This window comes from Nocardia spongicola, assembly GCF_047200775.1.
GTDB lineage: Bacteria > Actinomycetota > Actinomycetes > Mycobacteriales > Mycobacteriaceae > Nocardia.
Map to the genome: position 1 here is coordinate 1 of NZ_JBJZOO010000016.1, position 14,021 is coordinate 14,021.

At 64.2% G+C, this 14,021-nt stretch carries 15 protein-coding genes; all 15 read right to left on the reverse strand.

The features are described from left to right. Positions 1-105: 105 nt before the first annotated feature. Entirely contained in the window at positions 106-1,365 is a 1,260-nt protein-coding gene (gene murA / locus ACL02S_RS20575) for a UDP-N-acetylglucosamine 1-carboxyvinyltransferase (protein WP_412804100.1), read from the reverse strand. Positions 1,366-1,552: 187 nt separating this feature from the next. Next, positions 1,553-2,134 (reverse strand): cob(I)yrinic acid a,c-diamide adenosyltransferase, encoded by a 582-nt coding sequence (locus ACL02S_RS20580; protein ID WP_412804101.1) that lies wholly within the window; start codon positions 2,132-2,134, stop codon positions 1,553-1,555. Positions 2,135-2,151: 17 nt separating this feature from the next. Further along, positions 2,152-2,574, reverse strand: coding sequence for a DUF2550 domain-containing protein (locus tag ACL02S_RS20585; RefSeq protein ID WP_412804102.1), 423 nt, complete (start codon positions 2,572-2,574; stop codon positions 2,152-2,154). 264 nt (positions 2,575-2,838) lie between these two features. After that, positions 2,839-3,216 (reverse strand): F0F1 ATP synthase subunit epsilon, encoded by a 378-nt coding sequence (locus tag ACL02S_RS20590; protein WP_412804103.1) that lies wholly within the window; start codon positions 3,214-3,216, stop codon positions 2,839-2,841. Between the two features lie 6 nt (positions 3,217-3,222). Beyond that, the gene (atpD, locus tag ACL02S_RS20595) at positions 3,223-4,668 is read right to left on the reverse strand and encodes a F0F1 ATP synthase subunit beta (RefSeq protein ID WP_412804104.1); all 1,446 of its coding nucleotides are present in this window, start codon (positions 4,666-4,668) and stop codon (positions 3,223-3,225) included. Positions 4,669-4,699: 31 nt separating this feature from the next. Then, positions 4,700-5,671: a F0F1 ATP synthase subunit gamma gene (locus tag ACL02S_RS20600; RefSeq protein ID WP_412804105.1), complete on the reverse strand. Its 972-nt coding sequence runs from the start codon at positions 5,669-5,671 to the stop codon at positions 4,700-4,702. Between the two features lie 98 nt (positions 5,672-5,769). Next, positions 5,770-7,407, reverse strand: coding sequence for a F0F1 ATP synthase subunit alpha (gene atpA, locus ACL02S_RS20605; protein ID WP_412804106.1), 1,638 nt, complete (start codon positions 7,405-7,407; stop codon positions 5,770-5,772). A 54-nt stretch (positions 7,408-7,461) separates the two neighbouring features. Beyond that, a complete protein-coding gene (locus tag ACL02S_RS20610) occupies positions 7,462-8,271 on the reverse strand; it encodes a F0F1 ATP synthase subunit delta (RefSeq protein ID WP_412804107.1) in 810 nt (269 codons plus the stop codon). Positions 8,272-8,290: 19 nt separating this feature from the next. Next, a complete protein-coding gene (locus ACL02S_RS20615) occupies positions 8,291-8,851 on the reverse strand; it encodes a F0F1 ATP synthase subunit B (protein WP_412804108.1) in 561 nt (186 codons plus the stop codon). Between the two features lie 5 nt (positions 8,852-8,856). Further along, the gene (locus ACL02S_RS20620) at positions 8,857-9,108 is read right to left on the reverse strand and encodes an ATP synthase F0 subunit C (RefSeq protein ID WP_412804109.1); all 252 of its coding nucleotides are present in this window, start codon (positions 9,106-9,108) and stop codon (positions 8,857-8,859) included. Positions 9,109-9,186: 78 nt separating this feature from the next. Further along, the gene (gene atpB / locus ACL02S_RS20625; RefSeq protein WP_412804110.1) at positions 9,187-10,035 is read right to left on the reverse strand and encodes a F0F1 ATP synthase subunit A; all 849 of its coding nucleotides are present in this window, start codon (positions 10,033-10,035) and stop codon (positions 9,187-9,189) included. A gap of 253 nt (positions 10,036-10,288) precedes the next feature. Then, entirely contained in the window at positions 10,289-10,750 is a 462-nt protein-coding gene (locus ACL02S_RS20630) for a Cg1360 family ATP-synthase-associated protein (protein ID WP_412804111.1), read from the reverse strand. Positions 10,751-10,761: 11 nt separating this feature from the next. Beyond that, positions 10,762-11,919, reverse strand: coding sequence for a glycosyltransferase family 4 protein (locus ACL02S_RS20635; RefSeq protein WP_412804112.1), 1,158 nt, complete (start codon positions 11,917-11,919; stop codon positions 10,762-10,764). After that, on the reverse strand, positions 11,916-12,587 hold the full coding sequence (locus tag ACL02S_RS20640; protein WP_412804113.1) for an L-threonylcarbamoyladenylate synthase: 672 nt from the start codon (positions 12,585-12,587) through the stop codon (positions 11,916-11,918). The genes ACL02S_RS20635 and ACL02S_RS20640 overlap by 4 nt, the downstream gene beginning before the upstream one ends. Before the next feature lie 550 nt (positions 12,588-13,137). Next, positions 13,138-14,016 carry a peptide chain release factor N(5)-glutamine methyltransferase gene (gene prmC / locus ACL02S_RS20645; RefSeq protein ID WP_412804114.1) on the reverse strand — a complete coding sequence of 293 codons (879 nt, stop codon included), beginning with the start codon at positions 14,014-14,016 and terminating at the stop codon, positions 13,138-13,140. Positions 14,017-14,021: the final 5 nt, after the last annotated feature.

The window sequence follows — 14,021 nt, forward strand, 5'->3', positions numbered from 1 at the left end:
CTGGAATAAGTTACGCATCTCTGTAAACAATGTCAAATCGCCTGGTCAGGAAGCGTTTTTCGGAAAACGCTCGACACCGGTTGATGCCCGGAATCGAACCCATGATCATTCAGCGGCGCCGACACGGGTGACATCGCCGCCGAGCGCCCGCAACTGCTCGACAAAGTCCGGATAACCGCGATCGATATGGAAGACGTCGTGCACCTCGGTAGTTCCCTCCGCGACCAAGCCTGCGAGAACGAGGCCCGCACCCGCCCGGATATCGGACGACCACACCGGTGCGCTGGACAACCGAGGAATCCCGCGCACCACTGCGTGGTGCCCATCGGTACGCGCGTCCGCACCGAGCCGGATCATCTCCTCGACGAAGCGGAAGCGTGCTTCGAAAATGTTCTCGGTGATCATCGAAGTTCCGTCGGCGATAGCCGCCAAACCGATGGCCATCGGCTGCAGATCCGTCGGAAAACCGGGGAAAGGCAACGTCGAGAAATTCACCGCGCGCGGACGCTCCGCCTGGACCACCCGAAAGCCGTCCTGCTCGAACGAGATCCGCGCCCCCGCGGAACGCAACTTGTCCAGCACCAGCGCCAGATGCTTGGGGTTCACCCCACTGACACGCACATCACCCATCGTCATCGCGGCTGCGATCCCCCAGGTCGCGGCCACAATTCGATCGCCGATGACGCGGTGCGTGGTTGGTGAGAGCCGCTCGACGCCCTGAATGGTGAGCACCGAGGTGCCCGCTCCACTGATCCGTGCGCCCATCTGGATGAGCATGTTGCACAGATCGACGATGTCGGGCTCGCGTGCGGCGTTGTCGATTACCGTCTCGCCTTCGGCGAGCACGGCCGCCATGAGGATGTTCTCGGTCGCGCCGACCGAGGGGAAATCGAGACGGATTCTTGCGCCCTGCAGTTCATCGGCCCTTGCCACTACACAGCCGTGCTCGATCTCGCTGGTCGCGCCGAGCAAACGCAGACCGGCTTGATGCATATCGAGTGGACGGGAACCGATCGCATCACCGCCAGGCAACGCGACAACGGCTCGCTTACATCGCGCCATCAGGGGGCCGAGGACACACACCGACGCACGGAATTGGGTGACGGCGGGGAAATCCGCGTGGTACTTCGGTTCGGCGGGCGTGGTGATGGTGACCACCCCACTGTCGATAGTCACCTCACAGCCGAGGCCGCGCAGCACATCGCCCATCAACGGCACATCGAGGATGTCCGGGCAGTTCGTGATCGTGGTGGTGCCTTCGGTCAGCAAGGCAGCGGCCATCAGTTTGAGGACGCTGTTCTTGGCGCCCCCTACCGTGACCTCACCGACGAGCCGATTACCGCCGGTAACCATAAACCGTTCCATGCCGCCTCTCCGCGTATTCGGCACACTGTTGGTGCAAGGATAGTTGCGGCGGCGGACTATGGTGCCGCCTCGCATCGCTGCCGGTCCAGCGAGTACCACGAGGTGGGCATTCCACAGACCACAGGCAGTCCGCTGTGCCAGGCATACCCGATGTGTGTTCAGGTACGCACCTCGTGGCACACCACAATCAGGGATTCGGCCGATCTCCACCGGGCTGCCACAGGATATCCCCGTCCGGATTGGCCACTCGGCTCAGGATGAACAGCAGGTCCGATAAGCGATTGAGGTATTTGGCAGGCAGCGTGCTTGTGTCGTCTGGATGCGCTTCGATCGCAGCCCATGCGGAACGCTCCGCACGGCGTGCCACAGTGCGCGCGGTGTGCAACAGAGCCGCCAGCGGCGTACCCCCGGGCAGGATGAACGAGTTCAGCGCGGGCAGTTCGGCATTGAACTCGTCACACCACGTTTCGAGCCGATCGATATACGGCTGGGTGACACGCAGCGGTGGGTACTTCGGCTGCGCTACTACAGGTGTCGAGAGATCCGCGCCCGCGTCGAACAGATCGTTCTGTAACTGCCGTAAGACGGCGAGTATCGACGCCTCCGGCTGCCCTAGGGCGATCGCCATACCTATCGCCGCATTCGTCTCGTCGCAATCGGCATAGGCGATCAGCCGCGGGTCGGTTTTCGCAACTCGGGAGAAGTCGCTCAGCCCTGTCGTTCCTTCATCGCCGGTCCTGGTATAGATCCGTGTCAAATGCACGCTCACGACCCACAGCCTAGATGTCAGAGCCCTGGCATCCGCCGGGTCCGGTCGGACGGGCGGGATTCCACCCAGGAGAGAAAGGCGGTCAGCGAGTCACGATCAAGCGCCAGCTCGAATTCACCGGCCGGGTCCGACACCGCGATCACCGCGATGTCATCGGTCATGATGTCGTATTCATCACCGCGCGGGCCACGCCGATCGCCGATCTCGATACCCCTGCGTCTGATCGTGGAATCCGGGCCGAGCTTGAGACTGGTGAGTTTGAAGAAGACGAGCCGGTCCTCGTCATAGCGAATCAATCCGTGCCGCCAGCCTTGACCGCCACGAGCGGGTAATACCCGCAGAATCGCGGCAGTTCCACCACGGCGCAACATGATCAGGCGATACGTCGAAGCCAGCGCGAGGAACACAAGCACGAGCACCAGAATGATCAGAAGAACCATCCCGGTCTGCAATGCCGTTCATCCCTTCGCTCCGCCGCCGTGTCATCGACACGGTATTCGGTTGGCGGTGTTCGCAGGCTCTTCGTGATTACCCAGGCTTCCCGCCTGGTGCGCACACCGCGTGCGGTCATTCAACCATGGTCCCGAGTGTACAAACGGTCCGGCCATACTCGACTCGCCTATAAAGACCTCGCCGGTAAAGAAACTGCCGGCGGTGAAGAGAATCTTCACCGCCGGCAGGTGCGCTCGATAACAGGGTGCTGGTCAGACGTGCGCTTTCTGCTCGACCGCGCGCACCCGAGCCTGAGCCGCCTTCTGCTGCTCTTCATTGGCGTCCGAATCGGCGAGCACCCGGCGGGCCGCCTCGACATCCACCTCATCGGCCAACTCCGCCAATTCGGCCAACACCCGAACGGTGTTCGAGGTCACCGAAAAGAAACCACCGTGCACCGCGGCGACGATGCGTTGACCTTCGGTATCCACGATGGTTACGGTGCCGCCTTCGACCAGCTGGCCGAGCAGCGGCTCGTGTCCCGGCATGATGCCGATCTGGCCCTCGGTGGTCTGCGCGCTGACGAACGATGCCCGGCCGGACCAGAGCAGCCGCTCGACCGCGACGAGATCAACTGACATTTCCGCCATCGGTGACTACTTTCCGGCGATCTTCTTCGCGGCCGCCTCGACGTCGTCGAGACCACCGCAGCTGTTGAACGCCTGCTCCGGGAAGTGATCGAACTCACCCTTGCAGACCCGATCGAAGTCGTCGATGGTCTGCTCCAGCGGTACGACCGAACCCGGCTGGCCGGTGAACTTCTCGGCGACGATGAAGTTCTGACCGAGGAACTTCTCCAGCCTGCGGGCGCGACCGACGAGCACCTTGTCCTCTTCGGAGAGCTCGTCCATACCGAGGATGGCGATGATGTCCTGCAGCTCCTTGTACTTCTGCAGGATCCGCTTCACCTCGTTGGCCACCGCGAAGTGCCGGTCGCCGAGGATCGAGGCCTCCAGGATGCGGGAGGTCGAGGTCAGCGGATCGACGGCGGGGTAGATGCCCTTCTGCGAGATCGGGCGGGAAAGCTCGGTCGTCGCGTCCAGGTGGGCGAAGGTGGTCGCCGGAGCCGGGTCGGTGTAGTCGTCGGCGGGCACGTAGATGGCCTGCAGCGAGGTGATGGACCGGCCACGGGTCGAGGTGATGCGCTCCTGCAGCTCGCCCATCTCGTCGGCCAGGGTCGGCTGGTAACCGACGGCCGAAGGCATACGGCCGAGCAGGGTCGACACCTCGGAACCGGCCTGGGTGAACCGGAAGATGTTGTCGATGAACAGCAGCACGTCCTGGTGCTGCACATCGCGGAAGTACTCGGCCATGGTCAATGCCGAGAGCGCGACGCGCATACGGGTGCCCGGCGGCTCGTCCATCTGACCGAAGACGAGGGCGGTGTCCTGGAGAACCCCCATCTCCTCCATCTCGAGCCGGAGGTCGGTGCCCTCACGGGTACGCTCGCCGACGCCTGCGAACACGGAGGTGCCGGAGAACTCCCGCGCGATACGGGTGATCATCTCCTGGATCAGCACGGTCTTGCCGACGCCTGCGCCACCGAACAGACCGATCTTGCCACCCTTCACGTACGGGGTGAGCAGGTCGATGACCTTGATGCCGGTCTCCAGGATCTCGGTCTTACCCTCGAGCTGGTCGAACGACGGCGGCTTGCGGTGGATACCCCACTGCTCGCCCTCCCGGCCGAGACCGGGTGTGTCCAGGCAGTCGCCGAGGGCGTTGAAGACGTGGCCCTTGACCACGTCACCGACCGGCACCGAGATCGGCTTGCCGGTGTCGGTGACGGTGGCGCCGCGGACCAAGCCGTCGGTCGGCTGCATCGAGATGGTGCGCACGATGTTGTCGCCGAGGTGCTGGGCGACCTCGAGGGTCAGCGTCTTGGCCACCGAGGTCAGGGTGATCTCGGCGTGCAGGGCGTTGAACAGTTCGGGAATGGCTCCGCGCGGGAATTCGACGTCCACGACGGGGCCGATGACCCGGACGACGCGGCCTGCGGCGCCGGTCCGGGTCGTGTTGTCTCGAGTGACAGCTGCGGTCATTGGTGTTGGTTCTCTCCGTGTCTATGGGCGCTTAGTCGCGGTCCGAGCTCGCGGCCAACGCATTCACGCCGCCGACGATTTCGCTGATTTCCTGCGTGATGTGGGCCTGACGCACCGAGTTCGCCTGGCGGCTCAGCGCACTGGCCAGTTCGTTGGCGTTATCGGTGGCGGCCTTCATTGCGGTGCGCCGAGCCGCGGACTCGGATGCCGCTGCCTCGAGCAACGACGCGTAGATACGCGTATTGATGTACTTCGGCAGCAGTGCCGCCAGCAGCACATCGGCGTCGGGCTCGAATTCGTACTGCGCCTGGACATCCGCGGTCGGGGAATCCGACACCATGTCCTCACCCAGGTCGAAGCTCTCGTCGACGAAGCTCACCTGGATCGGTGCCAGACGGCGTACTTCCGGCGTCTGGGTGAGCATCGATACGAAGCGGGTGTAGACGATGTGCAGTTCGTCGAAACCAGCGATGTCACCCGTCCCGTTCGGGGCCGGAACCGTACCGTCGGCACCCGCCATGAAGGCATCGACCAAGTGCCTGCAAGCTGCCGAGGCATCGGTGTACTTCGGCTGCTGGGAGAACCCGGTCCAGGCCGACACGAAGGGGCGGTTACGGAAGGTGTAGTACGTCAGGCCCTTATTGCCCATGACGTAGAGCACCGGCTCCTTGCCATCGCCACGCAGGGTGGTCATCAGCTCTTCCGCGCGCTTGAGCACGTTCGAGTTGTAGCCACCGCACATGCCGCTGTCACTGGTGATCACCAGCACTGCCGCCCGACGCGCGTCGGGACGCTCGGTCAGCAGCGGGTGCGACAGGTTCTTCGACGCACTCGCCAGCTCACCGAGGACCTTGGTGATCTCCTCCGCGTACGGCTTCGCGGCCGCGACCCTGCCCTGAGCCTTGGAGATTCGCGAGGTCGCGATCAGCTCTTGGGCCTTGGTGATCTTCTTGATCGAATTCACACCACGAATGCGGGAGCGCAATTCACGCAAGCTTGCCATCAGCGGTTCACACTCCCTTCATTCGCGGCAGTAGTTTGGCAGCGCTCACGGCTCCGGCCGCTCCTGCTGCTGATCGAATAGCGCATTGCCGACTCGCGTCACTTCTCGACGTGCTTGCGGGTCACCGACAGCGACTCGACCTCTTCATGGTCGAGCTCACCGGCAGCGGGCTCGTTCACCACACGGCTGCCGTCGGAGGCGAGGAAGCCCTGCTTGAACTTCTCAGTGGCCGCCTTGATCGCCTCGGCCGCATCGCTGTCGAGCACCTTGCCACCCTCGATAGCCTTGAAGGAGTCGGCCGCGGTGCGGTGCAGGTCCTCGATCAGTTCGGTGTTGAAGCGACGGATGTCGGCAACCGGAACCGAGTCGTAGTAACCGCCGTCGACCAGGTAGATCGAGACGATCTGATCCTCGACCGGCACCGGCGAGTACTGGTCCTGCTTGAGCAGCTCGACCCAGCGGGCGCCGCGCTCCAGCTGCGCCAGCGACGCGGCGTCGAGATCGGAGGCGAAGGCGGAGAACGCCTCCAGCTCGCGGTACTGCGCCATTTCCAGACGCAGCGAACCGGCGACCTTCTTCATGCCCTTGGTCTGAGCGGCGCCACCGACACGGGAGACCGAGGTACCGACGTTGATCGCCGGGCGGACACCCTTGTTGAACAGGTCGGACTCCAGGAAGACCTGACCGTCGGTGATGGAGATGACGTTGGTCGGGATGAACGCCGAGATGTCGTTGGCCTTGGTCTCGATGATCGGCAGACCGGTCATCGAGCCGGCGCCGAGCTCATCGGAGAGCTTCGCGCAGCGCTCCAGCAGCCGGGAGTGCAGGTAGAAGACGTCACCCGGGTACGCCTCACGGCCCGGCGGGCGGCGCAGCAACAGCGAGATGGCACGGTAGGCCTCGGCCTGCTTGGTCAGATCGTCGAACACGATCAGAACGTGCTTGCCCTGGTACATCCAGTGCTGCCCGAGGGCGGAACCGGTGTAGGGGGCCAGCCACTTGAAGCCTGCGGAGTCCGAGGCGGGCGCCGCGACGATGGTGGTGTACTCCATCGCGCCGTGCTCCTCCAGCGCGGCCTTCACGCCCGCGATGGTGGAACCCTTCTGGCCGATGGCGACGTAGATGCAGCGCATCTGCTTGGTGGGGTCGCCGGACTCCCAGTTGGCCTTCTGGTTGAGGATCGCGTCGATGCAGACCGCGGTCTTACCGGTCTTGCGGTCACCGATGATCAGCTGACGCTGACCACGACCGATCGCGGTCAGCGCGTCGATGGCGGTGATGCCGGTGGCCATCGGCTCCTCGACCGGCTGACGCTCCAGCACGGACGCGGCCTGCAGCTCCAGCACACGCTGCTCTTCGGCCTCGATCTCACCGAGACCGTCGATCGGCTGACCGAGCGGGTTCACGACGCGGCCGAGGAATTTGTCGCCGACCGGAACCGAGAGCACGTCGCCGGTCCGGCGCACCTGCTGGCCCTCCTCGATCTCGGCGTACTCGCCGAGGATGACCGCACCGATCTCACGGTCCTCGAGGTTGAGCGCGACACCGAGCACGCCGCCCGGGAACTCGAGCAGCTCATTGGCCATCGCCGAAGGCAGGCCGCTGACGTGCGCGATGCCGTCACTGGTATCGGTGACCACACCGACTTCTTCGATGGAGGTCTCGGGGGTGTAGCTCTGGGTGTAGCTCTCGATCGCGCTACGGATCTCATCGGAGGAGATCGTCAGCTCCGCCATGTTCTTCCTGCTCTCGCTGTCTGGGTCTGGAATGTCGGGGGGTGGTGGCGCGCGTCAGGTCAGGGCCCGGCGCAGCTTCTCCAGTCGGCCGGTGGCGCTGCCGTCGATGATGTCGTCACCGACACGCACCACAACTCCGCTCAGCAAACTCGGATCGACCTGAACGTGCACCGTGACGGCCTTGCCGTAGATGCGCCGCAGCGAAGCGGCCAGCCGGTCGCGCTGCTGCTGGGTGAGCCCGATCGCGGCACGCACATGCGCGACGATCTGCTCACGGCGAGCCGCCGCCAAATCGGACAGCTCGTCGAAGGCCAGGCCGAGGCCGGAGCGCTGCCTGGTCACCACTTGCTCGGCCAGGGTCTTGGTGACGGACTCGGTCTTGCCCGCCAGCAGTCCGGTGAGCAACTCCTGCTTGGCAGAAGCCGGCTTCGACTGATCCGACAGCGCCTGCTCCAGCTCGGGGTTGTCGCTGATGATCCGGCCGAGCCGGAACAGTTCATCCTCGACCGCGTCCAGCCTGCCGCCGTTGGCCGCCGACTCCAGCAATGCCTCTTGGCCGAGCAGGACCAGCGTGTCGATCAGGTCGGCGGTGCGTGACCAATCCTGCGCGACCGCGGTGGTCAGCACTGCCAATGTGGCAGCGCTGACCTTGCCGCCGAAGACCCGCTCGCAGAGTTCCGCACGAGCGGAACCCGGCACCGACACGTCCGCGAGCGCCACACGCAGCGAACGCTGGTCGTCCAGCACGGCGACAACGGCGAACAATTCCGACCCCGTCGTGGCCGCGGCACTGTCGCTTCCGGTCAGAGCGGCCCGAAGCGCCTCCCGAGACCGGGCACTGGCCTCGCGGCTCGCTGCGTACATGCTTCTCACTTTCGCGTCGTTACCTTCCGACCCCGATGCCTGCGTCGGATGCGTCGAGCTCGTCGAGGAACCGCTCGATCGATGCCGCCTGCTTGGCCTCATCCGATACCGACTGTCCGATGATCTTCTCGGCCAGGTCGACGGCCGTGCGGCCGACTTCGGAGCGCAGCTCGGTCAGGATCTGCTGGCGCTGCGCTTCCAGCTGGGTGTGACCGGCCGCGACGATACGGTCGCTCTCGGCCTGGGCGTCGGTCCGCATCTGGGCGAGGATCTCCTGGCCCTGGCTGCGCGCCTCCTCCCGGATACGAGCGGCTTCCAGCCTGGCTTCGGCCAGCTGCTCCTGGTACTGCTGCAGAGTGTGCTGCGCCTTTTCCTGCGCGGCCTCGGCACGAGCGATGCCGCCCTCGATCTTGTCGGAACGCTCGTCGAGCGTCTTCATCAGGCGGGGGACCACATACTTGTAGAAGAGGACCCCGATGATGGCGACGCAGACAACCGACCAGACGATGTCATACGTTTCGGGGAGGAGGGGATTCACATCCTCTCCCTCCGCCGCCGCGAGCAAAACTGACTCGTACATGGGAATCAGAAAATGAAGCCGGCGACGAGGCCGATCAGGGCCAGCGCCTCGGTGAACGCGATACCGAGGAACATGTTGGTACGGATGGTGCCCTGCAGTTCGGGCTGCCGGGCGATACCTTCGATCGCCTTACCGACGACGATGCCGACGCCGATGCCGGGGCCGATCGCGGCCAGGCCGTAACCAACGGCACCGTAGCCCTTGACCGTGCTCTCGGCGGTGGTCGCGGCTTCCTGGGCCAGGTAAGCGAGGCTCATGAGTCTTCCATTCCCTTTCTGTTGCTCACCCGCCGGTCGGCGTGGTGTAGCAGATTTCCGGTAGTTGTTTCGGTCGGGTCAGTGGTCAGCCGCGTGCTGGGCAAGGCTGATGTACACGGCGGTCAACAGCGCAAACACATAGGCCTGCAGGAAGATGACCAACAACTCGAACAGCGTGAATCCGAGTCCCGCGAGCAACGAGAACGGCGAGAACACCTTCATCCACGCGGCGGCGTCGAACAGGAAGAACCAGGTCGCGCTGAAGAACAGCACCAGCATGATGTGGCCTGCCAGCATGTTCGCCAGAAGTCGGACGGTCAGCGTGAACGGACGCAGAAGGAAGGTGGAGACGAACTCGATCGGAATCAGCAGTATGTGCAGCAGGGGGGGGACATTCGGCACGACGATGCTGCTGCGCATGTAGTTGAAGAAGCCGTACTTCCGGATACCGACGTAATTGAAGGTCACGTAAGCGATGACGGCCAGCACCAGCGGCATGCCGATTCGGGCGTTCGATGAGATGTTCAGCCCCGGAATGACACCAGAGAAGTTCAGGAAAAGCACCGTGAAGAAGATCGTGGCGATCAGCGGGAAGAATCTCCGGCCCGATTCCTTGCCGAGTACCTCATCGCAGATCTGCTCCTTGACGAAGACCAAGCCGATCTCGGCGACATTCTGCAGACCGCGCGGAACGATCCTCGGCGACCGGAATGCCAGCAGCATCACGGCGACCAGAACAGCGGTCATCACGAGACGGACCAGCATCAATCGATCGAGTTCGAACGGCGTACCCTCGAACAGCAAAGCTGGAGGGAAGAAGTCGGTAAGCGACGGCGCGTGGAACTCGGCCGCCAGAGTGGTGACGCTCAGCGTTCTCTCCCGTGTTCGGGCCGCGGGTACGGTTGCTCCCGCGGTTCGATCGGACATTGACGATCAATGTGGTCGACTCAGGTCGGCTCGAAGTTCGTCAGCAGCTGTGCGGCGGTTTGGATCCCACCCGGCGTCTGTACGTGTGTCGGCGACATCGTCGACATGCAGAACCGGTACACGCTTGGAGCCCGGTACGGCATAAGCATAGCGGTCCCTCTCAGGCATCCCAGGGGGGACCCCTCACTTGACCGCTTACTTACCAAGACTTTACCAAGACATCTACGACAACGTGTAGGGGGTGGGTGTTTTGTTACTCGCGGGTACCCGGAGCATCCTCCCCCTCGGCACCGACGGGTTCCACATAGGGAACCTTCTGGCGCACAACACCATAGGTTTCCGCGCCGAGCACGATGATCAGCGCTCCCACCACGGTGAGGAACAGCACGACCCGGTCGTAGAACTCGAATCGCTGGAGAATCGCGACCACAATCAGCGCGACCAACACCTTGCCCACCCAGCTGACCAGCATGATCAACCCGGCGGTACTCGGCGGCAATTTCGCGCCGAACAGCACGACGGCGGCGGTGGTGAGAATGAAGCCGCCACCGATAGCGGCGCCGAGCAGCGCACCCCACACACCGGATGATCCCGAGACGGCGGCGCCGAGCCCGACGGCCAGAGCCACCAGCACACCGAGACCGAACAAGCCATAGCGCAATGCGGCCCGCAGCGGCGCGTCCGGGCCGGGAACAGGTTGGGGGGTGAAGCTCACAACCGCCGACCTTACCCGGACGCCGATCGCTCGGCCGCCCGCTCCCCACGCCGAAGCCCGGGAACCGCCGTGATCACCAAAGCGAAAACCAGACCACCCGCCATCAGTAAGACCACCAGCCTGCGATCCATCAGCGAGGTGCCGACCGCGCCGAAAGCGAGCACACCGACCCACAAATAGATCAACAGCACCACCCGCCGGTGCGAATGCCCGATCTGCAACAAGCGATGATGCAGATGCATTTTGTCCGGCGTCGAAAAACTCACCCCGGCACGGACCCGGCGCACAATGGCGAGCAGCAGGTCGAGCACCGGAATGAACATCACCGCACCGACCAGCAGCAATGGCGACAACAGACCGACGATATCGCGCGGCCCGTACCCCTGTAGCGGGATCCGGCCCGAAGCACCGGTCGATACCGCGGCCAGCATCAATCCGATCAGCATCGAACCGGAATCGCCCATGAATATGCGTGCGGGCTGAAAATTATGCGGCAGAAATCCGAGGCATCCGCCCGCGAGTGCGGCAGCCAGCAACGCGGGCGGATAGGTATCCACCGAGCCACCCTGCTCATTCATCAAACCCAAACAGAATACGAACACGGCGAGCGCCGCGATGAGACCGAGCCCGGCCGCGAGACCATCCAGCCCATCGACGAAGTTCATCGCGTTGACCAGAGTGACCGTGACCGCGACAGTGACAAGACCACCCTGCAACCCGTCCAGCACCACCGTGGTGTTACTGAACGGGTTGTAGATGACATACCAGCCCACTCCCATGGCGGCCATCACACCCGCCGCGGTCACCTGTCCGGCGAATTTGGTGAGCGCGTCCAGACCCCACCGGTCATCGACAATACCGACCAGCACGATAAGAGTGGCCGCTACCAGCACTGCGATCGGAACATTAGGGGTGTAGTCGAATCCGTTGCGCAGCGCGGGCAGCTGATGCGCGAACAGCACTGCCGCGACCACTCCGAGATATATCCCGACACCCCCCATCCGCGGAATCGGCTCCAGGTGTACATCCCGATCACGCGGAACGGCGATCGCGCCGAAACCGATCGCAAGCAGGCGGATACCACCGGTGGCCAAGAAGGTCACCACCGCGGAGATGAGCAGGACGACCAGCAGCTCCCGCAGGGGAACGACAGCGCTCGAACCCATCATCCGCGTGTCTGGGCGGTACCGCTGAGCGCCTCCGGCGACATGCCGAGCACCTCGGCGATATCGGTGCTCGCCACCGCGCCTTCGCGCAGAATGCGCGGCTGATCGGCGGTCAGGTCGACAATGGTCGAGGCGACCGCGTGCTCGGCGGGACCGCCGTCGAGATAGACGCCGACCAGCGCACCGAGCTGATCGCGGGCCTCGGCCGCGGTTTTCGCCGGGGGCCGGCCGGACACGTTGGCACTGGAGACCGCCAACGGACCGACCTCACGCAGCAACTCGAGCGCGACCGGGTGCAGCGGCATCCGCAACATCACGGTTCCGCGCGTATCCCCCAGATCCCAGGCAAGCGAGGGCGCTTGCTGCACAATGAGACTCAGGCCACCGGGCCAGAACGCCCTGATCAGCTCACGGGCCTGCGGGCGCACCGAGAAGACCAAGCCGTCGATGGTGTGCCACGAGCCGACGAGCACCGGCACCGGCATATCCCGGCCGCGGCGCTTGGCCGCTAATAGCAAGCTGACAGCAGAGGAATCGAACGCGTCGGCGGCCACACCGTACAGAGTGTCGGTGGGCATGACGACCAACCGTCCGGATTTCAGGGCGCTGGTCGCCGCGGACAATCCGGCGGCACGCGAATCCGAATCCGCGCAGTCGTAGACGGTACTCACAGCCCCCATGCTATCCCGCCTCTCCGGGGATTCAGGCCGTGCCGGTGGGTGCCGGGGGGCTTGCCGCTCAGGTCTGGCGTCAGGTGCCGTGCAGGTTTTGGGCGTACCCGATGAGTTACCCATGTACGTACGAAAGGCTCCCGCCTTTTCCGGGTATTCGGGTCGTAGCAGTGGGTGCCAGGGGGTTTGTGCTCAGGTTCTACGTCAGGCGCCGCAAGAGTTCTGGGCGTACCCGATGAATTACCCGTGTACGTACGAGAGCTCCCCCGCCTCTCCAGGTACTCAGGCCGTACCGGTCAGGCACCAGAGGGCTCGCATTCAGATCCTGCGTGAGTTGCCGCACAGGCGCTGGGACACCCGACGAGTACCCATGTGCGTACGAGAGCTCCCCCGCCTCTCCGGGTACTCAGGCCGTACCAGTTGGACACCAGGAGACTTGCATTCAGGTCCTGCGTGAGGTGCCACACAAGCGCTGGGCGTACCCGATGAGTTACCCATGTGCGTACGAGATCAGTCGTTACGTGGGTGGTTTGTGGGTATGGGGGCGGGGTCAGGTTCGGGTGGCGGCGACGAAGCGGGGTTTTCCGGCTAGGTCGGGGTGTTCGACGATGTCGGTGAAATCACCGTGTTCGGCTAAGAGGGTGGCCAGGGTGGAACCGTTGGTGTCGTCGTGCTCGATGGCGACGCTACCGCCTCGGCGCAGCAGGCGGGTGATGTTCGGGATCATGCCGCGGATGACGTCGAGTCCGTCCGGGCCGCCGAAGAGTGCGATAGGCGGGTCGTGTTCGGCCACCTCGGGATCGAGCCGGGCGTCTTCCGGGATATAGGGCGGATTGGACACGATGATGTCGACTCGGCCGTCCAGTTCGGTGAACAATTCTGGATCTGTGACGTCATCGGCGTAGAGGGTGATCGATGTGTCACCTGCCTCAGCTCTGGCGGTGATGTTGCGCTGCGCCCAGCGCAGCGCGGCGGGGTCCAGCTCGACGGCGCGCACGTCGGCATCGGGGCGGGCGTGGGCGATGGCCAGCGCCAGCGCGCCCGATCCGGTGCACAGGTCGATGACGATCGGCGCCCGATCGTGCGGCAGTGTCTCCAGCTGTTGCAGTGACCACTCGAACAACAGCTCGGTTTCCGGGCGCGGCACGAAAACTCCTGGACCTACCTCGATATCGAGCTCACCCATCACAGCGGTTCCGGTCAAGTGCTGCAACGGAATGCGCTGTGCCCGGCGCGCGACCAGCTCCCGGTATTCGATCAACTTGTTCGGCGGCACGAGCGGGGTCAGCGCCAGCCTGGTCCGTTCCACGCTGAGAACATGCGCGGCCAACTGCTCGGCATCTGCCTGCGGGCTGTGCACACCGGCCGCCCGCAAGGTCTCGACCGCATCATTGATGGCAGGACGCAGCGGAACTCGAGTTGTCGACATAGCCC

Coding starts and splice junctions, on each gene's coding strand:
- atpB (WP_412804110.1), bottom strand. CDS start 10,035: ATGTCCGATCGAACCGCGGGAGCAACCGTACCCGCGGCCCGAACACGG.
- ACL02S_RS20620 (WP_412804109.1), bottom strand. CDS start 9,108: ATGAGCCTCGCTTACCTGGCCCAGGAAGCCGCGACCACCGCCGAGAGC.
- ACL02S_RS20590 (WP_412804103.1), bottom strand. CDS start 3,216: ATGGCGGAAATGTCAGTTGATCTCGTCGCGGTCGAGCGGCTGCTCTGG.
- ACL02S_RS20635 (WP_412804112.1), bottom strand. CDS start 11,919: ATGATGGGTTCGAGCGCTGTCGTTCCCCTGCGGGAGCTGCTGGTCGTC.
- prmC (WP_412804114.1), bottom strand. CDS start 14,016: ATGTCGACAACTCGAGTTCCGCTGCGTCCTGCCATCAATGATGCGGTC.
- murA (WP_412804100.1), bottom strand. CDS start 1,365: ATGGAACGGTTTATGGTTACCGGCGGTAATCGGCTCGTCGGTGAGGTC.
- ACL02S_RS20600 (WP_412804105.1), bottom strand. CDS start 5,671: ATGGCAAGCTTGCGTGAATTGCGCTCCCGCATTCGTGGTGTGAATTCG.
- atpD (WP_412804104.1), bottom strand. CDS start 4,668: ATGACCGCAGCTGTCACTCGAGACAACACGACCCGGACCGGCGCCGCA.
- ACL02S_RS20615 (WP_412804108.1), bottom strand. CDS start 8,851: ATGTACGAGTCAGTTTTGCTCGCGGCGGCGGAGGGAGAGGATGTGAAT.
- atpA (WP_412804106.1), bottom strand. CDS start 7,407: ATGGCGGAGCTGACGATCTCCTCCGATGAGATCCGTAGCGCGATCGAG.
- ACL02S_RS20585 (WP_412804102.1), bottom strand. CDS start 2,574: ATGGTTCTTCTGATCATTCTGGTGCTCGTGCTTGTGTTCCTCGCGCTG.
- ACL02S_RS20610 (WP_412804107.1), bottom strand. CDS start 8,271: ATGTACGCAGCGAGCCGCGAGGCCAGTGCCCGGTCTCGGGAGGCGCTT.